Origin of the sequence: Streptomyces sp. NPDC020490 (assembly GCF_044335305.1) — a bacterium.
In the GTDB taxonomy this organism is placed as follows: domain Bacteria; phylum Actinomycetota; class Actinomycetes; order Streptomycetales; family Streptomycetaceae; genus Streptomyces.
The window spans coordinates 54,677-78,756 of sequence record NZ_JBIRUY010000043.1; the positions used below are offsets into that span (position 1 = coordinate 54,677).

The window sequence follows — 24,080 nt, forward strand, 5'->3', positions numbered from 1 at the left end:
TTTTCCCGGACAACGCCACTGATCGTCCCCGTCATTCCCGGATGCCCGCGGTCAGCAGTGCGTGGCAGGATCGGTCCTGTACAGCCTGCCAAGGATCTTGAGGGAGTGCCGCCCGTGCCCGGTGAGAATCTGTCCCGCGACGAAGCCCGGGAGCGGGCCGCCCTGCTGGCCGTCGACGGGTACGACGTGTCCCTCGACCTGCGTTCGGCCGTCGGCGCCGCGGACGACGGGCCGCGCACCTTCCGCTCCGTCACCACCGTCCGCTTCCGGTGCAACGAGCCGGGCGCGTCCACCTTCGCCGACCTGATCGCGCCGAGCGTGACCGCCGTCTCGCTCAACGGCCGCGACCTCGACCCGGGCGCCGTCTTCGACGGCTCGCGGATCCTGCTGGAGGACCTGGCCGCCGACAACGAGCTGGTCGTCGACGCGCAGTGCGCCTACTCCCGTACCGGCGAGGGGATGCACCGCTTCGTCGACCCCGAGGACGACGAGGTCTACCTGTACACGCAGTACGAACCGGCCGACTCCCGAAGGGTGTTCGCCAACTTCGAGCAGCCGGACCTCAAGGCGCCCTTCCGCTTCGAGGTGCGCGCGCCCGAGGGCTGGACGGTGTGGAGCAACGGCGTCGGCGAACTCACCGACGGCGTCTGGAGGTTCGCCGAGACCAAGCCGATCTCGACGTACATCACCTGCGTGGTGGCCGGCCCGTACCACTACGTGACCGACGCCTACGAGCGCACCCTCCCCGACGGCAGCACGCTGCGGATCCCGCTGGGCGCCCTGTGCCGCAAGGGCCTGGCGCCCCACTTCGACGCCGACGACGTCTTCCTCGTCACCAAGCAGGGCCTGGACTTCTTCCACGAGCGCTTCGACTACCCATACCCGTTCGGGAAGTACGACCAGGCGTTCGTGCCCGAGTACAACCTCGGCGCGATGGAGAACCCGGGACTGGTGACCTTCCGGGAGGAGTTCATCTTCCGCGGGAAGGTGACGCGGGCGTCCTACGAGGGCCGGGCGAACGTCGTGCTGCACGAGATGGCGCACATGTGGTTCGGCGACCTGGTCACCATGGAGTGGTGGGACGACCTGTGGCTGAAGGAGTCCTTCGCCGACTTCATGGGCGCGTTCTCGCTGGTCGGCGCCACCCGCTTCACCGACGGCTGGATCACCTTCGCCAACCGCCGCAAGGCGTGGGCCTACCGCGCCGACCAGCTGCCGTCCACGCACCCGATCACGGCCGACATCCACGACCTGCAGGACGCCAAGCTCAACTTCGACGGCATCACGTACGCCAAGGGCGCCAGCGTCCTGAAGCAGCTGGTGGCGTACGTCGGCCAGGACGCGTTCCTGGAGGGCGCCCGGCGCTACTTCAAGCGGCACGCGTACGGCAACACGCGCCTGGGCGACCTGCTGTCGGTGCTGGAGGAGACCAGCGGCCGGGACATGGGCGCGTGGGCGCGGGCGTGGCTGCAGACGGCCGGCGTCAACTCCCTGACCCCGCAGGTGCTGCTGAGCACCGACGGCCGGGTGGAGGAGCTGGCGGTGCTGCAGGAGGCCGCGGAGTCGCATCCGGAGCTGCGGCCGCACCGGGTGGCGGTGGGCCTGTACCGGCGCGAGGACGACCGTCTGGTGCGGTACGCGCGCGCCGAGGCGGACGTCGACGGCGCGCGGACGGTCGTCACGGAGCTGGCCGGCGCCCAGGCGCCGGACCTGGTGCTGGTCAACGACGACGACCTGACGTACTGCAAGATCCGCTTCGACGGGACGTCGCTGGAGACGCTGCGGAAGCACCTGGGCGCGATGACCGACCCGCTGGCACGGGCGCTGTGCTGGTCGGCGCTGTGGAACATGACCCGGGACGCGCTGCTGCCGGCCCGGGACTTCATCGGCCTGGTGCTGCGGTTCGCGGGCCGCGAGTCCGACATCGGCGTGCTGCAGATGCTGCACGCGTGGTCGACGTCGTCGCTGGTCCACTACGTCGCGCCCGGGTGGCGGCCGACGGGTGAGCGGCTGCTCGCCGAGGGGGCGCTCAGGGAGCTGCGGGCCGCCGAGCCGGGCAGCGAGCACCAGCTGGCGTGGGCGCGGTTCTTCGCGACGACGGCGTCGGCGCCGGCCGATCTGCGGCTGCTGCGGGACCTGCTGGACGGCGCGGAGAAGATCGAGGGCCTGGATGTCGACCAGGAGCTGCGGTGGGCGTTCCTGGAGCCGCTCGCCGCGCACGGGGTGGCGGACGAGTCGGTGCTGGCGGCCGAGCTGGCCCGCGACGACACGGCGTCCGGCAAGCGGCACCAGGTGCGCTGCCTGGCCGCCCGCCCGTCGGCGGCGGTGAAGGGGCAGGCGTGGGCGCAGCTGGTGGAGTCCGACGCGCTGTCCAACGCCCTGGTGGAGGCGACGATCGCGGGGTTCGCCCAGCCGTCGCAGCGGGAGCTGCTCGCGCCGTACGCGGCGAAGTACTTCGAGGCGATCGAGCGGGTGTGGAGCGAGCGGTCGATCCAGATCGGCATGAGCGTCGTCCAGGGCCTGTTCCCGGCCCTGCTGGACTCGCCGGCGACGCTGGAGGCGACGGACGCGTGGCTCGCCGCCCACGAGCAGGCCGCTCCGGCCCTGCGGCGGCTGGTGCTGGAGGCGCGGGACGACCTGGCCCGGGGGCTGCGCGGACAGGCGTGCGACGCGGCCGCCGGCTGACCGTCGTGGGTCCGCGATGCGGCCACAGCCGACCGTCGTAGGTCCGCGAGGCGGCCACAGCCGACCGTCGTAGGTCCGCGATGCGGCCACAGCCGACCGTCGTAGGTCCGCGAGGCGGCCGCAGCCGACCGTCGTAGGTCCGCGAGGCGGCCGCGGCCGACCGTCGTAGGTCTGCGGCACGGTCGCGGCCGACCGTCACGGGTTCGCGACGCGGTCGCGGGCCAACCGTCACAGGTCCGCGGCGCGCCTCGCAGGCCGACCGTCACAGGTCCGCGGCGCGCCTCGCAGGCCGACCGTCACAGGTCCGCGGCGCGCCTCGCGGGCCAACCGTCACAGGTCCGCGGCGCGCCTCGCAGGCCGACCGTTATGGGTCTGCGGCACGGTCGCGGGCCGACCGTCGTAGGTCCGCGACGCGGCCGCCGGCCCGACCGTCACGGGTCTGCGGCCCGGTCACGGCCGGTCCGCGACCGTTACGGAATCCGGGCAACAGGAGCCGTAACCCCTGGTCTCACCCGAACGGACCAGGGGTTTTCCTTCGTCTTCGGCATCCGAACATCCGTCCTTTAGCGCTGCCTTGTCCGCATTTGTCGACGAGCGTGTAACAGCGGTTAGAGGGCTGACGGATGGTGGGAATGGCCGGGGCATGAACCACAACACCCCCCGCACTCCCCTTTCCGCCCGTCCCCTCCCCGAGGTGCGCGGCCGCGTGCTGACGACGGCGCAGCTGCGCTCGCTCGGTGTGTCGCCCGCGGAGACGAACGAGCACTGCCGCCCCGGCGGCCCCTGGCAGCAGATCCTCCCGGGCGTCTTCCTGCTGCATCCGGGCCCGGCGACCAGCGAGGAGCGGCTGCACGCGGTGCTGCGCTACGCGGCGCGCGAACCGGACGCCGCGGCGCCCGGCGGGCCGCCCGCCGCGGTGCCGGCGCAGCCGGCCGCCGCGCAGCCGCTCCGGCCCGCGCGGCCGGGCGCCGCGGTGCCGGTGCAGCCGGGCACCGGGCAGCCGCACCGGCCGGTGTACCCGGACGCGGTGATCACCGGCCTGGCAGCCCTGGCGCTGCACGGCTTCGCCGCCGCGCCCACGCTCCTGGCGATGGAGAAGATCGACGTCCTGGTCCCCCGGCTGCGCCGGCTGCGTTCGGCCGGCTGCGCGCGGATCGTCCGCACGTCCGCGCTGCCGGCCGCCCGCCTGCTGACCGGCGTTCCGGTGGCGCCGGTGCCGCGCGCCCTGGCGGACGCGGTGGCCCGGCTGACGGACGCGGGCCGGGTGCGCCGGCTGCTGACCGAGGCGGTGCGCGACGGCCACTGCGAACCGGCCGCCGTCGTCCGGGAGCTGGACCGGGCGAAGCTGCTGGACCGGCCGCACGTGCTGGACGCGGTGGACTCCCTGCTGGCCGAGGGCCGGGCGGTCGCCGAGGACCGCCTGTACCGGATGGTGCGCGAGTACGGCCTGCCCGAGCCGGTGTGGAACGTCGAGCTGCGCCTGCCGGGCGGGCCGCACCTGGGCGGGCTCGACGCCTACTGGCCGCGGGAGGCCGTGGCGGTGGACCTCGACACCCGCGCCCCGCGCCACGACGAGGGCTCGCCATGGTCGGAGTACGCCCGCAAGCGCGAGCACCTGGAGCGCCTGGGCATCACGGTCGTCCACGTCACGCCCAGAAAGCTGCGGGACGGCATGCGGCAGCAGGCGGCGATCGTCCGTACGGCGCTGATGGCCGCCTCGGACCGGGAGCCCGCCGCGCACGTCGTCGTGGAGCCCCGTTAGCCCCGTCAGCCCCGTCGCCGGGTCGTTCCGGAGTGGCCGCCGGGCCGTCGGCGGCCCCTCCCCCGTGCGCGTGTTCAGGCCTTGCGCAGGACCAGTTCGGTGTTGCGGTCGTTCGGGTCGCCGCCCAGCGTCAGGCCGGCGCCGGGGGCGTTGTAGGACAGCTCCCGGTACAGGGCGGCCAGGCCCGTCTGGGAGAGGTCGGCGAAGTCCGTGCGGTGCGGGGCGGAGGACTCCACGAGGGTGGTGAACAGCGACAGGGTGCCGTCCTTGTTGTCGGCGATCTCGATGACGCGGGCGAGCTGGGGGTGGTCCACGTGGGAGGCGGTGGAGATCTCCCAGAAGGAGCGGCCGTCGGGGGCCGAGTGCGGGGTGATCTCGTTGCGGTGGATGTGGCCGTTCACCCAGGCCAGGACGTTGCGGTGACTGCCGAGGAGGGCGAGGACCTCCTGACCGCCGTGGCGGCGTTCGCCGGGGCGGGCGGGGTCGGCGACGCCGGTGTTCGTCATCGTCCTGCTGGTGTGGTGGCTGAAGACGACGACGTAGGAGTCCTTGTTGTCGCGCAGCTGCCGGTCCAGCCACCTCAGCTGGGCGCTTCCGACGGACCCTTCGTAGTGGCCGCCCGGGTCGGTGGTGTCGAGGCTGATGCCGACGACGTCGTCGGCGATGCGGAAGGCGTAGTACTGGGTGCCCGCCGCGAGGTTGGCGGTGGAGTAGCCGTGGCCGACCGGGCCGGGGCCGCGGTGGGCGGGGTCGAGGTGGGCCTCGAGGTAGTCGGCGGGGGTGTAGGGGGCGCGCCGTTCGTCCGGCGTGACGGAGCGCATGTCTCGGGCGTGGGCCTTGAGCAGGTCGCGGAAGGCGGTGCCCCTGGGGTCGGAGCCGTTCCTGATCGCGCTCTTGAGCTTCCTGGCCTCGGCCGCGGGCAGGCTCATCAGCTTCTTCCCGCCGACGGCGTACTCGGCGAGCCAGGAGTCGCCGTGGCCGTAGCAGCCCAGCGGCATGGCGTCGTGGTTGCCGACGGTGGAGTACCAGGGCAGGTTGAGGCCGGGGCTGCGGACCTCGCGGACGGCGGCGGCGAGGAAGCCGTCCAGGTGCGGGAAGCCGAGCTGCTTGTCGGCGTCGCGGACGGTGGAGTCGGGCTGCCAGTACTGCTTCAGGCCGCTGTTCTGCACGCCCTCGTAGTGGCGCGGATCGCCGGAGTCCGGGGTGATCCGGCCGCCGCTCATGACCGTCAGGAACCACTCCAGCTCGGACTTGGCGTTGTTGTCGGTGTTGTCGCCGGTGGTCATGGCGAAGTGCAGCGGGGAGCCGGTGACCGGCGCGCCGCGCAGCGCGTTGATCCGTTCCACCAGCGCGATCGCGCCCTGCACGGTGAGCGCCTCCTGCGGGCGCCAGGCGTGCGGGTCGGCGGCGCGCAGGTACTCCAGGCGCATCGGGTGCTGGGTGTCGGTCAGGTGCAGGTCGGTGAGCTGCACGAAGGCAGCGAGCGCGGTGCGGCGGCCGGCCCGGCCGGACTTCGGGGCGGCGAGTTCGCCGCGGACCACGCGGGCCCAGCCGGGGCCGTCGCCGAGGCGGCGGTAGCCGGAGCCGGTGCGCGGGGTGGCGACGGAGGCGAGGGTGGTGCCCTTGGTGTAGGGGGCGAGGGGCGCCGCCGGGGCCGTGCGGGACTGGGCCACGACGCGGGTGGCGTCGGTGGCGGCGCCGACGGTGGCGGCCTGGCTGTCGGTGGGCCGCAGGGCGTGGCCGACGCCCGCGGAGACGGCCGCGGCGCCGCCGGCGGCGAGGACGGTACGGCGGTTGACGCCCGGCGTGAGGGCGGCGACAGAGCGTGTGCGCGACATGGCGCGATCTCCCCGGGTGCGAACGCGTCGACAGGTTCGCGGGCGCTCGCTGCCGCGAACGTCCCGCTCGCTCTGGATGCTTGGCACCGGGAATGGCCTGCGCGTGAACGAGACGGCAACGCGCGACGCCGATCACCGGACGTGGATCTCGGGCCACCCCGCGCGCCCACGAGCGCTCCCCGGACGGCCGGGAGCCGGTCACGCCGTGTTCATCCGCCGGGGTAGCCGACCTCGTCCAGGCGTCCGGTGACCGGCCGCTCGCGCAGCAGCCGCAGTCCCAGGTCGACCATCGGGACCCGGGTCAGGCCGGGCACCTCCTCCAGCGCGTGCCAGGCCGCCATGTCCGTCGAGCCGCCGACCTCGTGGCGCAGTCGCCCGCCGGTGATCCGCGCCTCGTAGAACAGCCGCAGGGCGTGGTGGTCGGCGGTGCGCCGGAAGCGGCGCGGGATGCCGCGGCGGGAGGAATCGACGCCGAGCAGGCCGGTCACCTCGACGTGGTAGCCGGTCTCCTCCTCCACCTCCCGCAGCACGGTGTCGCCGGGATGCTCGCCGTGCTCCATGCCGCCGCCGGGCAGCGTCCACTCCGGCTCGCCGTCCCCGTTGATCCAGCGGGCCAGCAGCAGTTGTCCGTCCCGAACGCACATGGCGTAGGCCGCCACCCGCAACGTCTCGCGCACACCGGGACGTTAGCCCGTCGGGGAGGGATTGGCAGGCGAGTATTCGGGCGGCGACCAGCGCAACGGCACCGCCGACGGCGTCTCGATGGTCCCGGTGACCGTCATGCGGACCCGGCGCTCCCCGTCCGCCCCGAACTCCGTCCTTGCCTCGCCCGTCAGTTGCAGCGTCGTGCCCGACGTCCAGTCCAGGAACAGCGCCCCGGCCCGGGGATCGGAGGCGAGGTTGCCCAGGGACAGGAACATCGCGTTGCCGGGATAGTCCGGCCAGCTCAGCTCGCGGGGCGAATCGACGCGTACGAAGCCGGGGTTGCCGCCCCGGTGGCTGGCGTCGGCGCCGTCCCCGTGCACGGTGGCGAGGAAGAAGGTGTCCGAGGAGGCGATGAACTCCGCCTGTGCGCACGTCAGTTCGTCGCCCCGGCGGGACGGGCGCGGCCTGCGGCCGGGGAGCACCTCGTAGGACTGCCTGCGCTGGATGTACTTGGGGCAGTTGGCGAAGACCTGTTCGGCCCGCACGCTGAACCCCCTCGGTGTGGACCGGAGTTGCCCGTTGAGGCGCATGCGGCGGCGGGTACGCGGGTCGAGGGCGATGGTGCCCACGTAGGCGCCTTCCCCGGTGAGCGCCCGGGCCAGCGGGTCGGCCGGCGGCACGCCGCCCCTCACCGACATCCGGTCCGGCCCGGTCGCCCGGACGAAGCCGGGCGGCCCGGTGAGCGGCGACGCCCAGACGCGGCCCGTCTCCGGGTCGGCGGCGCCGACGACCAGCAGGGGCTGCAGCTCCAGGAAGGCCGCCGCCACCGACTTGATCCCCTGCCCCACCGCCCGGCCCACGTGGTCGGCCGTCTCGCGCACCCCGGCCCGGTCCTGCAGGGCCCGCGAGCCCTCGTGATACACGCCCATGGCTAGAAGAACCCGCAGGTCGGGGCCGCATCGTTCGGTGCGGGCAGGCCCTCCGCGCCGCTCGGCACCGAGATCTCCAGCCGCGTGCCGTCCGGGTCGTGGAAGAAGATCCCACCGGACGCCGCGCCCTCACTGTGGGCCACCACGCCCTCGTACGCGAAATCGGCGCCGTAGGCGCGCAGGGCCTCCTCGTACTCCCGGACGCGCTCGACCGAGTCGGCCTCCAGCGCCAGGTGGTGCAGGCCGGCGCGGGTGGCGTCGTAGCCGCCGTCGGCCTGCTGCCACAGCGTGAGCACGAGCTGCTCGCCGTCGCCGAGGAACGCGTACCGCCTGCCCTCTTCCTTGCCCTCGCCGACGGGGACGAAGCCCAGGACGTCCCGGTAGAAGGCGAGCGAGCGGTCGATGTCGGTGACGTTCAGGCCGATGTGGCCGGTGCGCAAGGTCATGGCTGGTCCCTTTCGACCGCGTCCTGCTGTAACCGTTGAAAATGAATTTAGTGGTTAGATTTCGAGCGTGTCAACCGGTCACGTACGCTTGAGCGGTTTGCACGGAAGGAGCGCCCCATGTCCGCCGCCGCCCGGGACCCGCGTCCGCTCACCGGCGAGCCGCTCGCGCTCGACCTGCTGAACACGCGGTGGATACGGGAGGGGGCAGTCCAGGACCTGCTCACCGACACCGACGGCCTCGCCGTGTGGCTCGACTCCGCGGGCCTGGGCGGCGGACACACCCCCGACCCCGCCACACTGCGCCACGTCCTGCAGGCCCGTGACGCACTGAAGAGGGCCGTGGACGGGTCACTGCGGGAGGGCGCCGCGGCGGTGGACACCGTCCTCGCGCACGGACGGATCCGGGCGTCGCTCACCGCCGACGGGCCCCGAGTACTGCCCGAGTTCGCCGACCCCTCGTGGGGACCGGCCTGGCTCGCGGCCCGCAACTACCTTGAACTGCTGGCCACCGCGCCCGACCGGATCCGCTCCTGCGCCCACGAGTCGTGCGTCCTGCACTTCTTCGACACCTCGCGCAACGGCACCCGCCGCTGGTGCTCGATGGCCGCCTGCGGGAACCGGGCGAAGGCTTCGCGCCACTACGCCCGTTCGAAGAACGCCTGAAACGCCGCCCACTTCATCACATTTGAGGGCATTTCACCCTGAAAGGCATCGGGGGTTTTCCCCATACATCCATATCGTTTCGGTCAACACTCCCCAAACAACTGGTGTTTACGTAAAGCTGAGCGATCGTCCGGGATTGCCTTCCGGACTGCCGCGGCCAGGGCCGATCGGCCCGGTCGTACCCAGCTCGTTCCTTTACCTACAAGGGATGCCGATGACCCACACCCCCCAGCGCGATCCGATATCGGGCGCGAGACGCGTGGCGCGCGTCGCCGTGGCCGCCGGTCTCGTCACCGCGCTCTCCGCCGCGGGGCCGATACCCATGGCCTTCTCCGCCGACGCCCCGGCCGCCGCCGCGCCGTCGGACGGCACCGTCAAGTCCGCGAACGCCAAGCTGGGTTCGGACGACGCGGACCTGCTCGCCGCGGCCAAGGCCGCCGGCGACAAGAACGTCACGATGATGATCGCCACCGCGCCCGGCAAGACCGAGCAGGTCGCCGGGGAACTGGACGCGGTCAAGGGCGGCTCGGTGGGCCGGACCTACGACAAGCTCGGCTACGTCCGCGCCACGGTCCCCACCGCCAAGGCGGACGCGGCCATCGCCGCCGCCGCCAAGCTCTCCTCCGTGCACGGCATCGACCTGCGCGACGAGATCCCGCTCGACGACCCGAGCGCCACCGGCACCGCCAAGTCGGTCACGACGGCCGAGAGTTACCCGGCGCCGGACAAGAACACCCCCGCGAAGAACCCGTACAACCCGTCCTTCGAGACGGGTGCCGTCGACTTCGTGCAGGACCACCCGAAGGCGGACGGCCGCGGGGTCACCATCGGCATCCTCGACTCCGGCGTCGACCTCGGCCACCCGGCCCTGCAGAAGACCACCACCGGCGAGCGGAAGATCGTCGACTGGGTGACCGCGACCGACCCGATCGTCGACAGCGACGCCACCTGGCGTCCGATGGTCACCTCGGTGTCCGGCCCGAGCTTCACCTACGGCGGCAAGTCCTGGACGGCACCCGCCGGGTCGTACCAGGTCAGCCTGTTCCGTGAGTCCGTCACCGCGGGCGGCGACGCCAAGGGCGACGCCAACCGGGACGGCGACACCACCGACAGCTGGGGCGTGCTGTACGACGCCGCCGCCGGCACGGTGCGCGTCGACCTCAACAACAACAACGACTTCAGCGACGACACGCCGATGAAGCCGTACAAGGACGGTTTCCAGGTCGGGTACTTCGGCACCGACGACCCGTCCACCGACGTCGTGGAGCGCCAGCCGTTCGTCGTGCAGATCCGCAAGGACGTGCCGATGGACCCCTACGGCGGCGACTGGGTCGGCAAGAAGGTCGACTTCGTCAACATCGGCGTCATCGAGTCCGAGCACGGCACGCACGTCGCCGGCATCACCTCCGCCAACGGCCTGTTCGGCGGCGAGATGAACGGCGCGGCGCCGGGCGCGAAGATCGTCTCCTCCCGTGCCTGCACCTGGAGCGGCGGCTGCACCAACGTCGCGCTCACCGAGGGCATGATCGACCTCGTCGTCAACCGCGGCGTCGACATCGTCAACATGTCGATCGGCGGCCTGCCGGCGCTCAACGACGGCAACAACGCCCGCGCCGAGCTGTACACGCGGCTCATCGACACCTACGGCGTGCAGCTGGTCATCTCGGCCGGCAACTCCGGCCCCGGCGCCAACACCATCGGCGACCCCGGCCTGGCCGACAAGGTGATCTCCGTCGGCGCCGGCATCTCCAGGGCGACCTGGGCGTCCAACTACGGCTCGGGCGTGGAGAAGAAGTACGCCATGATGCCGTTCTCCTCGCGCGGCCCGCGTGAGGACGGCGGCTTCACGCCGACCCTGGTCGCCCCGGGCGCCTCGATCAACACCACCCAGACCTGGCTGCCGGGCTCCCCGGTCGCCGAGGCGGGCTACTCGCTGCCGGCCGGCTACTCGATGCTGCAGGGCACGTCCATGGCGTCCCCGCAGGCCGCCGGTGCGAGCGCGCTGCTGCTGAGCGCCGCCAAGCAGAAGGGCATGGCCCTGACGCCGGCCACCCTGCGCACCGCGCTGACCTCGACGGCCCACCACATCAGGGGCGTCCAGGCCTACGAGGAGGGCGCGGGCCGCATCGACATCGTCGACGCCTGGGACGCCATCAGGGACGGCGCCACCGCGCACGACTACACCGTCAAGGCGCCGGTCGACACCGCGATCGACCAGTTCCTGAAGACGCCGGGCTACGGCACCGGCCTGTACGACCGCGAGGGCGGCCTGAAGGCGGGCCAGAAGAAGACGTACGACGTCACCGTCACCCGCACCTCCGGCCCCGACCGGGCCGTGCGGCACGAGCTGAGCCTCGCCAACAACGCCGGTGGCACCTTCCGGATCGTCGGCTCCGACGAGGTGAAGCTGCCGCTGAACCAGCCGGTGACCGTCAAGGTGCAGGCCGCGCCGCGGTCCGCGGGCATCAAGAGCGCGATCCTCGAGGTCGACGACCCGAAGACCGAGGGGACCGACGAGCAGATCCTCACCACGGTCGTCGTCTCGGCGCCGGTGAAGTACACCTTCTCCGCCGCGGGCACCGTGCAGCGCAACAGCTCGCAGTCGTACTTCGTGACCGTGCCGGAGGGCGCCAAGTCCCTCGAGGTCGCGATCGGCGGCCTGAAGGACAAGAGCCAGACCCGGTTCATCGCGATCCACCCGTACGGCACGCCGGTCGACACCACCTCGACGCCGTTCTGCTACAACAACTACCTCGACGGCAACGGCTGCAAGCCCGACGTGCGCGCGTACGCCGACCCGCAGCCCGGCGTCTGGGAGATCGAGGTCGAGTCGCGCCGCACCTCGCCGCTGCTCGACAACCCCTACAAGCTCGACGTCGCCGTCTACGGCGCGGCCTTCGACCCGGAGACCGTGACCGTGCCGGAGGCCAAGGTCGGCACCCCGGCCGCCGTCTCCTGGAAGGTGACGAACCAGCTCGCCGCCATCGACGGCAAGCTGGTCGGCGGCCCGCTCGGCTCGTCCAAGACCGCCCGCCCGACGATCGCGGAGGGCGAGACCCAGACCACCACGGTCGAGGTCCCCGAGGGCGCCAAGTCCCTGGACGTCGCCATCGGCAACGTCTCGGACGCGGCCGCCGACCTCGACCTGACGGTCTACGACGCGAACGGCACGCAGGTCGCCCAGTCCGCCGACGGCGACTCGGAGGAGTCGGTCTCGATCGCCTCGCCCGCCGCCGGCACGTACACCATCGAGGTCGCGGGCTACTCGGTCCCGTCCGGCTCGACCGGGTACGACTACCGGGACGTGTTCTTCTCCTCCTCGCTCGGCACCGTCACCGTCGGTGACCCGGCCGCCGTGCAGCTCGGCACGGGCGCCTCGGCGACCGTCTCCGCGAACGTCACCGCCGCGGCGGCCGCTCCGGAGGGCCGCGAGTTCTTCGGCCAGGTCCAGCTGGTGAACGCGAACGGCACGGTCGCCGGTCTCGGCAACGTGGCCATCGAGAAGGTCACGCCGTAACACCGCCGGATTCGGCCAAGGGGGCGGGCGTCCGTACGGGCGCCCGCCCCTCGTCGTGTGCGCGGTCATCCGGCGCCGTCGCACTGGAGGCCGCCGGCTGCCGGCAGCGCCCGCTCGACACGCAGCCGTCCTTCCTCCAGGGCGTCGCGGGCGGCCCCGGCACGGCCCTCGCGCTCGCCCTCGCCCTCGCCCTCGCCGTAGGGCGGATCGCCCGCGCGGTAGCTCTCGGGTCCCTCCCCGGGCAGGCTCGACACCAGGACGAGCATGCGCACCCCGGTCCGGTAGTAGGACGGGACGTTCGCCCCCTCGTCGGTGAAGGCCAGCCGCCGCTCGCCGCTCGCCGGCTTGTACCAGCGGTCCACGTCCAGCACGATCCGGTACCGGTCGCCGCCGCCCGCGGGCTCGACCCGCTCCACCGTGCCCTCCACGACGCTGCCGGAGCAGGCGATGAGCCCCTCGTAGGTGAGCAAGGCGTCGGACCCGCCGTCCACGGCCCCGTTGTGGGCCACGAGGTACGCCGTGCCCGTACCCAGCAGCGCGACGGCCGCGCACGCCGCGAGGACGAACAGGCCCCGACGCCCGGGGCGCCGCCCGCGCACCGGGGTGGGCGCCGCCGTCATGTCGCGTCCCGCGGCCGCGTGCCGGTCCGCCGGGTCCCCCGGCGGTGCGCTCGAGGGTTCGCCCAGCAGGAGCGCCATCAGCTCGTCGTCCTTCTCCACCCTCATACCGCCTCTTCCACGTGCAGCCGCTCGCGCAGGACCGGCACCTGCCGCTGCGCGGCGGGCGGGGCGTCGAGCCCCACGGCGACCCCGCCGAGGGCCAGGACGGCGCGGACCCGGTCGGCCTGCGCCGCATCCAGCGGATCCGCCTCCGCCTTCGCCTTCGCCCGCCGCGGTCTCCTGATCGGCAACGGTGTTCTCCCTCTGTTCTCCCTCGTCGTGTTTCACCTATGACGTGGGAGCCGCACCGATCGTTCGACCGGTCACTCGCAGGCGATCTCGCGCGACGCGGACAGGGCTCGGGTGAGCACGGGGCGTTCGCGGGCGATGGCCTGCTCCCCGACGAGCACCTGGTCCGGGGTGGCCGAGTGCCGCGGGAGTGCCACCAGGACGCGGTCGCCCTTGTGGAGGCCCTTTTGCACCATGCCCTCGTCGAGCAGGAAGGTGATCTCCCGCTTCGTCTTCTCCGGCTTGTACGAGCGGTTCACGTGCAGGACGATCCGCTCCTGGCCGGCGCCTGCGGAGAGCTGCTCCACGCCGGTGACCTCGCCCTCGGCGACCAGGCGGGCGCAGGCGAGGTAGCCGGGATCGGCCAGGGGGGAGCCGGCGTCGGGAGCGGCCTTCGCGTTTCCGCCGCGCGCGTCCGAGCTCACGCCGGACTCGCCCTGCGCGACCAGCCAGCCCATGCCCGTCAGCACGGTCGCGACGGCGGCCGCGGCCAGCGCGCCGAAGGCGAACGCGCGCACCCGGCGCCGGGTGCGTGGTGGCCGTGGGCGTGCGGGCGCGGGGATCCCGGCGGGTGCGGAGGGCTCGGCCAGCGCCTCGCCGATCAGGCGGAGTTGCTGCCGCAGCAGCGTCACGTCCGCCTCGGCCCTGCGGTGGTCGGCCAGGAAGGCGGCGTCCGCGCGGGCTGCGTCGGGCAGGTCCTCGCCGGTGATCGCGGCCATCAGGGCGTCGTAGCCGTCGTAGCCGTCGTAGCCGTCGTAGCCGTCGTGTCCGTCGTGTCCGTCGTAGCCGTCGTAGCCCTCGTGTCCGTCGTAGCTTTCGGAGCCGTCTTTTCCGGCGTAGCTGTCGTGTCCGGCGGTCATGTCACACCACCTCGTCCTCGTGCAGGCGGGCGCGCAGGGCCCGGACCGCGGTGTGCAGCCGGCTCTTGACCGTGCCCTCCGGGACGCCGAGCTCGTCGGCGATCGAGCGGACCGGCAGGTCGGCGTAGAAGCGCAGGACGAGGACCTGGCGCTGGGCGTCGGGCAGTTCGTCGAGGCCCCGGGCGACGGCGAGGGAGAGCACGCGGGTGTCCTCGCCGGAGAGGTGTTCCGGCTGGCGCAGGGAGGCGAGACGCTCGCCGATCCGCTCCTGGCGGCGTTTGGCCCGGTGCCAGTCCATGGCCAGGTTGGAGGCGACGACGGCCGCCCACGCGGACACGTCGCGCGGCGCCTCCTTGCCGCTCGCGGCCCGCTCCAGCAGCCGCAGACGGACCTGCTGCACCCCGTCCGGCAGGTCCGTCTGCGGCACTCCGCCCAGCGCGAGCACCGCCCGCACCCTGCGTTCCTGCGCCGCGTCCAGGGGATCGTCGTCCTCCTGGGCCCGGCGGGCCTTTCTGCGCAGCACAAGCCACCCCCCTCACCGCGTTTCCCCTACGACGCCGGGGCGGGCGGAAACGTTCGCCCGAAGTCCGGGAAATCGTTCAGAGGTGTACGTCACACCACGGCGAGCGGGCCGCACAGCTTGCGGCCGACTACCGTCCGGGGGCGAATTTCTGCAGCTCAGCGGGGGTGTGGGCGGGAGTTCCACAGCCGCGGGTCACCGGCGGGCGTCCCACTCCTCGGGCATGGCGCGCAAAGAATTGGACAGGCAGGTCAGGGTCGGCCGCATGATGGAAGGGCCGCACACGCGCAGGAACACGTAGTAGGGAGCCGCAGTGAGGGTCGGAATCGTCGGAGCCACCGGTCAGGTCGGCACGGTCATGCGCAGGATCCTCGCGGAGCGCGACTTCCCCGTCACGGAGCTGCGGCTGTTCGCCTCGGCCCGTTCGGCCGGGACCGAGCTGGACGGGGTGACCGTGGAGGACGCGGCGACCGCTGACTACACCGGGCTCGACATCGTGCTGTTCTCCGCCGGCGGCGCCACCTCGAAGGCGCTGGCCGAGAAGGTCGCCTCGCAGGGCCCGGTCGTGATCGACAACTCCTCCGCCTGGCGCAAGGACCCGGAGGTGCCCCTGGTGGTCTCCGAGGTGAACCCGCACGCGATCGCGAACCGCCCCAAGGGCATCATCGCCAACCCGAACTGCACCACCATGGCCGCGATGCCGGTGCTGAAGGTGCTGCACCAGGAGGCCGGCCTGGAGGCGCTCGTGGTCGCCACCTACCAGGCCGTGTCCGGCTCGGGCCTGGCGGGCGTGGCCGAGCTGCACGGGCAGACGCAGAAGGTCGTCGCCGACGCCGACAAGCTCACCCACGACGGCGAGGCGGCCGACTTCCCCGAGCCGCAGGTCTACAAGCGGCCCATCGCCTTCAACGTGCTGCCCTTCGCGGGCAACCTCGTCGACGACGGTCTGAACGAGACCGACGAGGAGCAGAAGCTGCGCAACGAGTCCCGCAAGATCCTGGAGATCCCGGACCTGAAGGTCTCCGGCACCTGCGTGCGCGTCCCGGTCTTCACCGGCCACTCCCTCCAGGTCAACGCCCGCTTCGCCCGCCCGATCTCCCCGGAGCGCGCGACGGAGCTGCTGGCCGGCGCCCCCGGCGTGGAGCTGTCGGACATCCCGACCCCGCTGCAGGCGGCCGGCAAGGACCCCTCCTACGTCGGCCGCATCCGCCGCGACGAGACGGTGGACAACGGTCTGGCGCTGTTCATCTCCAACGACAACCTGCGCAAGGGCGCGGCCCTGAACGCGGTGCAGATCGCGGAGCTGGTGGCGGCGGAGCTGAGCGGCAAGTAACACGCACGTACGAGGTACCGCGTACGAGATGCCCCGTACGCGGTACGCGGCAGGGGCGGTCACCGGAGCCGGTGACCGCCCCTTCGCCGTCCTCGCCCTCAGAGCCCCAGGTGCCGCCGGAGCGCGGCGTCGATCTCCATCATCCGCTGTCGTGGCACCGCACCCAGCCGCCGGAGGATCCGGTCCTGAGCAACGGCCCGCACCTGCTCGCACTGGGCCTTCGAGTCCTTCGGCAGGTGGCACTCGGCCGCGCTGAGGAATACCTGGAACGACAGGACCCGCGTGGTGTTGGACGTCAGCGGCACTACGGTGATCACGCCTCGGCCGTGGCGTTCGACCGCCTGATTGGCTCCGTCGTTGGACACGATGATCGAGGGGCGCGCCTTGTCGACCCCGCTGCCGCGTACGGGCTCGTAGTCGACCAGGTAGATGTCACCGCGCCTCATCAGTGAGCCCGTCTCCGCTGAACCCGTCCCAGAACTCGGCGTCCTCGCCCGAGTCCCCCTCGGCGAAGGCCTCCGTGTACTCAGCCTCCAGCTGAGCGGCCCTCAGCAATTCAATGGCGGCGTGTATCACGGCCGACCGCGATTCGGCTTCCGTTCTGGCCGCGTACTCGTCGACGAAGGCGACATCCTCCTGGGGCAGACTCACACTGATCTTCATACCATCGATGCTACCTTCGGTAGTATCAGGTTGGCTACCCCACGTCCGGGCGTGCCTCATGGAAGGATGACCGAACCCACACATAACGAGGAGATGACCGCGTGCCTGGCACAAACCTGACTCGCGAAGAGGCGCAGCAGCGGGCGAAGCTGCTCACCGTTGACTCGTACGAGATCGATCTCGATCTCACCGGCGCGCAGGAGGGCGGCACCTACAGGTCCGTGACCACGGTGCGCTTCGGCGTCGCCGAATCCGGTGCCGAGTCCTTCATCGACCTGGTGGCCCCGACGGTCCACGAGGTGACCCTCAACGGGGACGCGCTCGACCCGGCGGAGGTCTTCCGGGATTCCCGGATCGCGCTGCCCGGTCTGCTGCAGGGGCCCAACGTCCTGCGGGTGGTGGCCGACTGCGCGTACACCAACACCGGTGAGGGTCTGCACCGGTTCGTCGACCCGGTCGACGACCAGGCGTACCTGTACACCCAGTTCGAGGTGCCGGACGCCCGCCGGGTGTTCGCGTCGTTCGAGCAGCCCGACCTGAAGGCCACCTTCCAGTTCACCGTGAAGGCGCCGACCGGCTGGACCGTCGTCTCCAACTCCCCGACGCCCGAGCCGAAGGACGACGTCTGGGTATTCGAGCCGACGCCGCGGATCTCGACGTACATCACGGCGCTGATCGTCGGCCCGTACCACAGCGTCCACAGCGTGTACGAGAAGGACGGCGTGTCCGTCCCGCTCGGTGTCTACTGCCGTCCCTCGCTCGCCGAGTTCCTCGACTCGGACGCGATCTTCGAGGTGACCCGGCAGGGCTTCGACTGGTTCCAGGAGAAGTTCGACTACGCCTACCCGTTCAAGAAGTACGACCAGCTGTTCGTGCCGGAGTTCAACGCGGGCGCGATGGAGAACGCGGGCGCGGTCACCATCCGGGACCAGTACGTCTTCCGCTCCAAGGTCACCGACGCCGCGTACGAGGTGCGCGCGGAGACGATCCTGCACGAGCTGGCCCACATGTGGTTCGGCGACCTGGTCACCATGGAGTGGTGGAACGACCTGTGGCTGAACGAGTCGTTCGCCACCTACACCTCCATCGCCTGCCAGGCGCACCACCCCGAGTCGCGCTGGCCGCACTCCTGGACGACGTTCGCCAACTCCATGAAGACGTGGGCGTACCGGCAGGACCAACTGCCCTCCACGCACCCGATCATGGCGGACATCCGCGACCTGGACGACGTGCTCGTCAACTTCGACGGCATCACCTACGCCAAGGGCGCCAGCGTCCTGAAGCAGCTGGTGGCGTACGTCGGCATGGACGAGTTCTTCCGGGGCGTGCAGGCGTACTTCAAGGCGCACGCCTTCGGCAACACCCGCCTGTCCGACCTGCTCGGCGCGCTGGAGGAGACCTCCGGGCGCGACCTGAAGGCCTGGTCGAAGGCGTGGCTGGAGACGGCGGGCATCAACGTCCTGCGTCCCGAGATCGAGACGGACGGCGAGGGCGTCATCACGTCCTTCGCGATCCGCCAGGAGGCCCCCGCGCTGCCCGCCGGCGCCAAGGGCGAGCCGACCCTGCGCCCGCACCGCATCGCGATCGGCCTGTACGACCGCGACGCCGCGAACGGCAAGCTGGTGCGCACGGACCGCGTCGAGCTGGACGTCGACGGCGAGCTGACCGCCGTGCCGCAGCTGACCGGCCGGCGCCGCCCGGACGTCGTGCTGCTCAACGACGACGACCTGTCGTACGCCAAGGTCCGCCTGGACGAGCAGTCGCTGGCGTTCGTCACCGAGCACCTCGGCGACTTCGAGTCCTCCCTCCCGCGCGCCCTGTGCTGGGCGTCGGCCTGGGACATGACCCGGGACGCGGAGCTGGCCACCCGCGACTACCTGTCGCTGGTGCTGTCCGGCATCGGCAAGGAGTCCGACATCGGCGTCGTGCAGTCGCTGCAGCGCCAGGTGAAGCTGGCGATCGACCTGTACGCCGACCCGGCCGCCCGTGAGGCGCTGCTGACCCGCTGGACCGACGCCACGCTGGCCCACCTGCGGTCGGCCGCGCCGGGCGGCGACCACCAGCTGGCGTGGGCGCGCGCGTTCGCGGCGACGGCCCGCACGCCGGAGCAGCTGGACCTGCTGGAGGCCCTGCTGGACGGCTCGCAGACGATCGAGGGCCTGGTCGTCGACACCGAACTGCGGTGGGCGTTCGTGGAGCGGCTCGCCGCCGTCGGCCGTTTCGACGAGGCGGAGATCGGGGCGGAGTACGAGCGGGACAAGACGGCCGCCGGCGAGCGCCACGCGGCGGCCTCCCGCGCCGCCCGCCCGACCCCGGAGGCGAAGGCGGAGGCCTGGGCGTCGGTCGTGGAGTCCGACAAGCTGCCCAACGCCGTGCAGGAGGCGGTCATCGGCGGCTTCGTGCAGACGGACCAGCGCGAGCTGCTGGCGCCGTACACCGCGAAGTACTTCGAGGTGGTCAAGGGCATCTGGGAGTCGCGCTCGCACGAGATGGCACAGCAGATCGTGGTCGGGCTGTACCCGTCGATCCAGGTGTCCCAGGACACCCTGGACCGGACGGACGCCTGGCTGGCCTCCGCCGAGCCGGTCGCGGCCCTGCGGCGCCTGGTCTCCGAGTCCCGCTCGGGCGTGGAGCGCGCGCTGAAGGCGCAGGCGGCGGACGCGCGGTAGACGCGGCACACGCGGCAGACGCGGCACACGCGGTAGACGCGGCTCGATCCCCCGTTGCGGCGGGGCGCCCGGCAGCGGGCGCCCCGCCGGCGGCTTGTGCGGTGCGGGTCGCCTCCGCCGAGACCGTCGGTGTGATCGGCCGCCACCTGGGCCTGCCGGTGACCGGAGGGGCGCTACTTCAAGGAGTAGGCCGTGCGCCGGCGGCGGGGGTCAGGTGCGGCGCGCCGGTTGCGTCCGTGCCGGTCTCGTTCACGCCGCTCCCGTCCGTGCCGGTTCCGTTCACCGGGTCGCCGTGACGGCCCGGTCCGGTGGGGTTCGGGCGGCGGCCGCGTCCTCCGGCCGTGCGCGGGGCGGGTTGCCTCGCGGTCGTGCGCGGGGCGGGTTGCCTCGCGGTCGTGCGCGGGGCGAGTTGTCCCGCCATCGTCGCTCCGAGCGCCAGCGCCATGCCCGTCAGCTGGAGCGGGGTCAGCGTCTGGCCCAGGGCGGCCCAGCCGACCACCGCGGCCGTCAGCGGGGACAGCGGGCCGAGGAAGGTGACCTGGGTGGCGGTGAGCCGGCCGATGCCGCGGAACCACAGCCAGTAGGCGACGGCGGTGTTGGCGAGCGCGAGGTAGAGGCAGCCGCCCACCGCACCGGCGTCCAGGGCCGGCGGCGGGCCTTCGACCAGCAGCGCGAGCGGGGCGATGAGCAGGCCGCCGGCGGTCAGCTGCCAGCCGGTGAGCGCCAGCGGGCCCACGCCGGCCGGGCGGCCCCACTTCTTGGTCAGCACCGTGCCGGTGGACATCGACGCGGTGGAGGCGAGCGCGGCCAGCACGCCGACGGGGTCGAGCGCCCCGGCCGCCCTCAGCACGACCAGGCTGACCCCGAAGGCGGCCACGACCCCGGTCAGCACCGAGCGCGCCGACGGCCGCTGCCCCAGCAACGGCGCCGACAGCCCGACCACGAACAGCGGCCCGACCGAGCCGACGACCGCCGCCAGCCCGCCCGGCAGCCGGTACGCCGACAGGAACAGCAGCGGGAAGAACACCCCGATGTTCAGCGCACCGAGCACGGCCGACCGCCACCACCAGGCGCCGCGGGGCAGCACCCGGGCCAGGGCGAGCAGCAGCAGACCGGCGGGCAGGGCCCGGACCAGGGCGACGAACAGGGGGCGGTCCGGTGGCAGCAGCTCGGTGGTGACGGCGTAGGTGGTGCCCCAGGAGATGGGGGCCAGGGCGGTGAGCAGCGCGGTCGTGGATGTCGCGGATCTCGCGGACCCCGCGGATGTCGGGGACGTCGCCGACGTCAGGGAGCGTCCCATGGCAGGACCCCTCTCAATTAGCTTGGTTGCAAGTAGCTTAGCCCTAAGCTACTTTTCGTCAAGCCACTTTCTTGCGGCCGACCGGTAGCGGGGCGGATACTCACCGCATGAACGCAGAGCCCAGGGACGCCGTGGACGCGATCATCGAACAGTGGGCGCAGGTCCGCCCCGACCTCGACACCACCGCGATGGAGGTCTTCGGGCGGATCTACCGCATCTCCCGCGCCATGGGCGACCGGGTGGAGAAGGCCTACGCCCCCTACGGCATCTCCCGCGGCGAGTTCGACGTCCTCGCCACCCTGCGCCGGTCCGGCGAGCCCTACACCCTCTCGCCCCGCCGCCTCTCGGAGACGCTGATGCTCACCACGGGCGGCATGACGGGCCGGCTCGACAAACTGGAACGCGCCGGCCTGCTGCGCCGCTCCCCCGACCCGCACGACCGCCGGGGCCTGCAGGTGACCCTGACCGACAAGGGACTGCGGCTCATCGACGAGGCCGTCGGCGCGGGCCTCGCCATTCAGAGGGAGGCCCTGTCCACTCTCCTGGACGCCGAACAGGCCGGCCAACTGGCCGGCCTGCTGAGGAAGTTGCTCGCCGGGACGCCCGGCCCGCAGTAGCAGTAGCGGTCGGGCGCGGGAAGCCCGGTCAGTACGGGCGCGGGAAGCCCGGTCAGTACGTCAGCCCACGTGCGCCGCGAGTCCGGGCGCCCCCACGTGCGCGGCGAGCGCGTTCTCGATCGTCCGGGCGTCCGCCTCGTCCGCGGCCCAGGCCACGTACCCGTCGGGGCGCACCAGCACCGTCGTACGGCGGTCGCTCGCCCAGCGTTCCACCGCGAGCCGGTCCTTGCGGGCGCCGTCGCCCTCGTAGATCTCCGGGGTGATCAGCACGAACCGGCCGCCGCGCAGGGCCTCGTAGAGGCGGCCGCCCTGCAGGGCGACGTCCGGGACGCGGGTGCCGGCCAGCCGGTGGGCGCCGCGCGGGGCGGGGTAGCGGTAGCCGATGCCGGCGACCTGGGCGGCGAGCGCCTGGCCGGCCGGGGCGACGGTGTTGAGGCACGTGGTCAGCGCCGCCCGCGCCGCCCGTGTCCAGGGCCGGTTCGCCATGGCGAGGCGGATCAGGCCGCCGCTGCTGCGCAGGACCGACTTGCCGACGGGGTGGCGTTCGGCCTGGTAGGTGTCGAGCAGGGCCGGGTCCGCGTGGCCCTGCGCCACGGCGGCCAGCTTCCAGCTCAGGTTGGCCGCGTCCTGCAGCCCGGTGTTCATGCCCTGGCCGCCGGCCGGGGTGTGGACGTGGGCGGCGTCCCCGGCGAGGAAGACCCGGCCCACGCGGTAGGCGGGCGCCTGGCGTTCGTCGCTGTGGAAGCGGGACATCCAGCGGGCGTCGTGCATGCCGTAGTCGGTGCCGAGGGCGAGACGGGTGATCTCCTTGATCTCGTCGAGACCGAGGGGCGCGTCCTCGGGGATGTCGTGGCCGCGGCGCCAGCCGATCACGCGGTGGTAGCCGTCGCCGAAGGGCGCGAGGAAGGCGAAGGCGTCACCGACGGCGTTGACGGTCAGCAGCGTCTCGGGCGGCTCGGCCAGCCGCACGTCGGCGAGGACGACGGAACGGATCACGGAGCGGCCGGGGAAGGGCAGCCCGACCGCCTGCCGCACGATGCTGCGCATGCCGTCGGCGCCGACGACGTACGCGGCCCGCAGCGTCTCCGCCGCTCCCCCGGGACCGCGGACCTCGACGCTCACGCCGTCCGCGTCCTGCGCGATCCCGGTCACCTCGGTCTCGTGGCGGAACTCCACCCCCGCCTCGACCGCGCGCCGCTCCAGGACCTTCTCCACCTCGTACTGCGGGATGACGAGGATGTGGTTGAAGCGGCTGGGGAGAGCGGCGAGGTCGACGGCGAGGTGGGTGAAGAGGCGGAGGTGGTCCAGCGGGCGGCCGACCGCCTCCAGCTCGTCGGCGAGGGCGCGGGCGTCGAGCTGCTCGAGGGTGCGGGCGTGCAGGATGAAGGCGCGGGAGAGGTTGCTGATGTGGTGCGGCCGCTTCTCGAGGACGGTGACCGGGACGCCGGCGGTGGCGAGGTCGCCCGCCAGCAGCAGGCCGGTGGGCCCTGAGCCGACGACGATCACGGGAGCGGCGGGGCCGTTCTCGTGGGTGGCGGTGCCGTTCCGGGGGGTGGCGGTGCCGTTCATGGTGCCCTCCTGATGCCTACGCCTATGGGCTCAACAGTCGTGGGCCAACGCCTGTTGGCCAACAACCGTTGCCCAACGCTTGTTGGCCAACGCTCGTTGACGACGATACGGGTACCCGCGAATCGAGGTCAACACTTGTTGGCAAACGGGTGTTGGCATACGCTCGTGGGCATGAACGGGAGCAGCAGCACCTCGAACACCAGGAGCACCACAAGCACCGCGAGCACCAGGAAGACCACGAACACCGCGAAAGCCGGCGAGCACGGCCCGGACGGCAACGGCCCGGGCGGCAACGGCCCGGGCGGCAACGGCCCGGGCGGCAACGGCCCGGGCGGCAACCACCTGGGCGGCAACGGCCCGGGCGGCGACAGCGACACCGCCCACACCGCCCACGCCGCCCATGCCGCCCATGCCTCACAGGCCCCGCAAGTCCCCCGCACCCGCCGCCGTTCCGACGCCACCCGCGAGGCGATCCTCGCCGCGGCCCGCGAGCGCTTCGCGGCCGACGGCTACGAACGGGCCACCATCCGCGCCATCGCCAAGGACGCGCGCATCGACCCGTCGATGGTGATGCGCTACTACGGCACCAAAGAGGGCCTGTTCGCGGCGGCCGTCTCCGTCGACCTGAAACTGCCCGACCTCGGCTTCCTGCCCCGCGAGGAGGTCGGCCGGGCGCTGGTGACCCACTTCCTCGAACTGTGGGAGGCGAACGAGGAGCTCACCGCCCTGCTCCGGGTGGGCGCGGCCGGGCAGGCGGGGGCCGAGCGGATGCAGGGCATCTTCCGGGAGCAGCTGCTGCCGGTCGCCCGCCAGGTGTGCCCGGACCCCGAGCAGGTCCCGGCGCGGGCGGCGCTCGGTGCGACGCAGCTGCTCGGGCTGGCGCTGACCCGTTACGTGCTGCGGCTGCCGTCGGCCGTGGAACTGACCCGCGAGGAGATCGTGGCGTGGCTGGCCCCCACGGTCCAGCGCTACCTGACCGCGCCCCACCCGTGACCGGACATCCCGTGACCGGGCATCAGTGACTAGACGAGTAAGTCCTATGTCCTGGGCTGACGATCAGGCGTGAACAGAGGGTGTTCAAGATCATGTTGTGACGCAAGATCTGAACACCCTCTTG

At 72.4% G+C, this 24,080-nt stretch carries 20 protein-coding genes; 8 read left to right on the top strand and 12 right to left on the bottom strand.

Going from position 1 to position 24,080, the window contains the following annotated elements:
* Positions 1-114 precede the first annotated feature (114 nt).
* Both pepN (ACH4ZX_RS34100) and ACH4ZX_RS34105 read left to right on the top strand, forming a co-directional pair.
* Positions 115-2,685, top strand: coding sequence for an aminopeptidase N (gene pepN / locus ACH4ZX_RS34100; RefSeq protein ID WP_398281460.1), 2,571 nt, complete (start codon positions 115-117; stop codon positions 2,683-2,685).
* A gap of 643 nt (positions 2,686-3,328) precedes the next feature.
* Positions 3,329-4,447, top strand: a complete 1,119-nt coding sequence (locus ACH4ZX_RS34105) for a hypothetical protein (RefSeq protein WP_398281463.1) — start codon at positions 3,329-3,331, stop codon at positions 4,445-4,447.
* A gap of 74 nt (positions 4,448-4,521) precedes the next feature.
* Here the strand turns inward: ACH4ZX_RS34105 and ACH4ZX_RS34110 are convergent, their stop codons facing one another.
* From ACH4ZX_RS34110 to ACH4ZX_RS34125, 4 genes are all read right to left on the bottom strand, one after another.
* Complete coding sequence (locus ACH4ZX_RS34110; RefSeq protein ID WP_398281465.1) at positions 4,522-6,285, bottom strand: TIGR03767 family metallophosphoesterase; 1,764 nt, start codon at positions 6,283-6,285, stop codon at positions 4,522-4,524.
* A 209-nt stretch (positions 6,286-6,494) separates the two neighbouring features.
* Positions 6,495-6,962, bottom strand: a complete 468-nt coding sequence (locus tag ACH4ZX_RS34115) for an NUDIX hydrolase (RefSeq protein ID WP_398281468.1) — start codon at positions 6,960-6,962, stop codon at positions 6,495-6,497.
* A 9-nt stretch (positions 6,963-6,971) separates the two neighbouring features.
* Positions 6,972-7,859 carry a pyridoxamine 5'-phosphate oxidase family protein gene (locus ACH4ZX_RS34120; protein ID WP_398281471.1) on the bottom strand — a complete coding sequence of 296 codons (888 nt, stop codon included), beginning with the start codon at positions 7,857-7,859 and terminating at the stop codon, positions 6,972-6,974.
* 2 nt (positions 7,860-7,861) lie between these two features.
* A complete protein-coding gene (locus ACH4ZX_RS34125; RefSeq protein ID WP_398281474.1) occupies positions 7,862-8,305 on the bottom strand; it encodes a VOC family protein in 444 nt (147 codons plus the stop codon).
* 117 nt (positions 8,306-8,422) lie between these two features.
* On the opposite strand from ACH4ZX_RS34125, the gene ACH4ZX_RS34130 reads away from it, so the two are divergent.
* Positions 8,423-8,968, top strand: coding sequence for a CGNR zinc finger domain-containing protein (locus ACH4ZX_RS34130; protein ID WP_398281477.1), 546 nt, complete (start codon positions 8,423-8,425; stop codon positions 8,966-8,968).
* Between the two features lie 214 nt (positions 8,969-9,182).
* On the top strand, positions 9,183-12,485 hold the full coding sequence (locus tag ACH4ZX_RS34135) for a S8 family serine peptidase (protein ID WP_398281480.1): 3,303 nt from the start codon (positions 9,183-9,185) through the stop codon (positions 12,483-12,485).
* Between the two features lie 65 nt (positions 12,486-12,550).
* On the opposite strand, the gene ACH4ZX_RS34140 is transcribed toward ACH4ZX_RS34135, so the two are convergent.
* From ACH4ZX_RS34140 to ACH4ZX_RS34155, 4 genes are all read right to left on the bottom strand, one after another.
* Complete coding sequence (locus ACH4ZX_RS34140; protein ID WP_398281483.1) at positions 12,551-13,210, bottom strand: hypothetical protein; 660 nt, start codon at positions 13,208-13,210, stop codon at positions 12,551-12,553.
* Positions 13,207-13,395: a hypothetical protein gene (locus ACH4ZX_RS34145; RefSeq protein ID WP_398281486.1), complete on the bottom strand. Its 189-nt coding sequence runs from the start codon at positions 13,393-13,395 to the stop codon at positions 13,207-13,209. The genes ACH4ZX_RS34140 and ACH4ZX_RS34145 overlap by 4 nt, the downstream gene beginning before the upstream one ends.
* A 72-nt stretch (positions 13,396-13,467) precedes the next feature.
* Positions 13,468-14,292, bottom strand: a complete 825-nt coding sequence (locus ACH4ZX_RS34150; RefSeq protein ID WP_398281489.1) for a hypothetical protein — start codon at positions 14,290-14,292, stop codon at positions 13,468-13,470.
* 1 nt (position 14,293) lies between these two features.
* Positions 14,294-14,815, bottom strand: coding sequence for an RNA polymerase sigma factor (locus ACH4ZX_RS34155; protein ID WP_398281492.1), 522 nt, complete (start codon positions 14,813-14,815; stop codon positions 14,294-14,296).
* A gap of 310 nt (positions 14,816-15,125) precedes the next feature.
* Between ACH4ZX_RS34155 and ACH4ZX_RS34160 the strand changes: the two genes are divergently transcribed.
* Positions 15,126-16,145: an aspartate-semialdehyde dehydrogenase gene (locus ACH4ZX_RS34160; RefSeq protein ID WP_360759438.1), complete on the top strand. Its 1,020-nt coding sequence runs from the start codon at positions 15,126-15,128 to the stop codon at positions 16,143-16,145.
* Positions 16,146-16,243: 98 nt separating this feature from the next.
* Here the strand turns inward: ACH4ZX_RS34160 and ACH4ZX_RS34165 are convergent, their stop codons facing one another.
* A complete protein-coding gene (locus tag ACH4ZX_RS34165; RefSeq protein ID WP_398281496.1) occupies positions 16,244-16,591 on the bottom strand; it encodes a type II toxin-antitoxin system PemK/MazF family toxin in 348 nt (115 codons plus the stop codon).
* Positions 16,578-16,808, bottom strand: a complete 231-nt coding sequence (locus ACH4ZX_RS34170) for a ribbon-helix-helix domain-containing protein (protein ID WP_398281499.1) — start codon at positions 16,806-16,808, stop codon at positions 16,578-16,580. The genes ACH4ZX_RS34165 and ACH4ZX_RS34170 overlap by 14 nt, the downstream gene beginning before the upstream one ends.
* Before the next feature lie 101 nt (positions 16,809-16,909).
* Between ACH4ZX_RS34170 and pepN (ACH4ZX_RS34175) the strand changes: the two genes are divergently transcribed.
* Positions 16,910-19,477 carry an aminopeptidase N gene (gene pepN / locus ACH4ZX_RS34175; protein WP_398281502.1) on the top strand — a complete coding sequence of 856 codons (2,568 nt, stop codon included), beginning with the start codon at positions 16,910-16,912 and terminating at the stop codon, positions 19,475-19,477.
* A 178-nt stretch (positions 19,478-19,655) separates the two neighbouring features.
* On the opposite strand, the gene ACH4ZX_RS34180 is transcribed toward pepN (ACH4ZX_RS34175), so the two are convergent.
* The gene (locus tag ACH4ZX_RS34180; protein WP_398281505.1) at positions 19,656-20,777 is read right to left on the bottom strand and encodes an EamA family transporter; all 1,122 of its coding nucleotides are present in this window, start codon (positions 20,775-20,777) and stop codon (positions 19,656-19,658) included.
* Positions 20,778-20,884: 107 nt separating this feature from the next.
* Between ACH4ZX_RS34180 and ACH4ZX_RS34185 the strand changes: the two genes are divergently transcribed.
* Positions 20,885-21,394 carry a MarR family winged helix-turn-helix transcriptional regulator gene (locus ACH4ZX_RS34185; RefSeq protein ID WP_398281508.1) on the top strand — a complete coding sequence of 170 codons (510 nt, stop codon included), beginning with the start codon at positions 20,885-20,887 and terminating at the stop codon, positions 21,392-21,394.
* Positions 21,395-21,454: 60 nt separating this feature from the next.
* Here the strand turns inward: ACH4ZX_RS34185 and ACH4ZX_RS34190 are convergent, their stop codons facing one another.
* Positions 21,455-22,963: an FAD-dependent monooxygenase gene (locus ACH4ZX_RS34190; RefSeq protein ID WP_398281511.1), complete on the bottom strand. Its 1,509-nt coding sequence runs from the start codon at positions 22,961-22,963 to the stop codon at positions 21,455-21,457.
* Between the two features lie 471 nt (positions 22,964-23,434).
* On the opposite strand from ACH4ZX_RS34190, the gene ACH4ZX_RS34195 reads away from it, so the two are divergent.
* Complete coding sequence (locus ACH4ZX_RS34195; protein WP_398281526.1) at positions 23,435-23,956, top strand: TetR family transcriptional regulator; 522 nt, start codon at positions 23,435-23,437, stop codon at positions 23,954-23,956.
* Positions 23,957-24,080 lie beyond the last annotated feature (124 nt).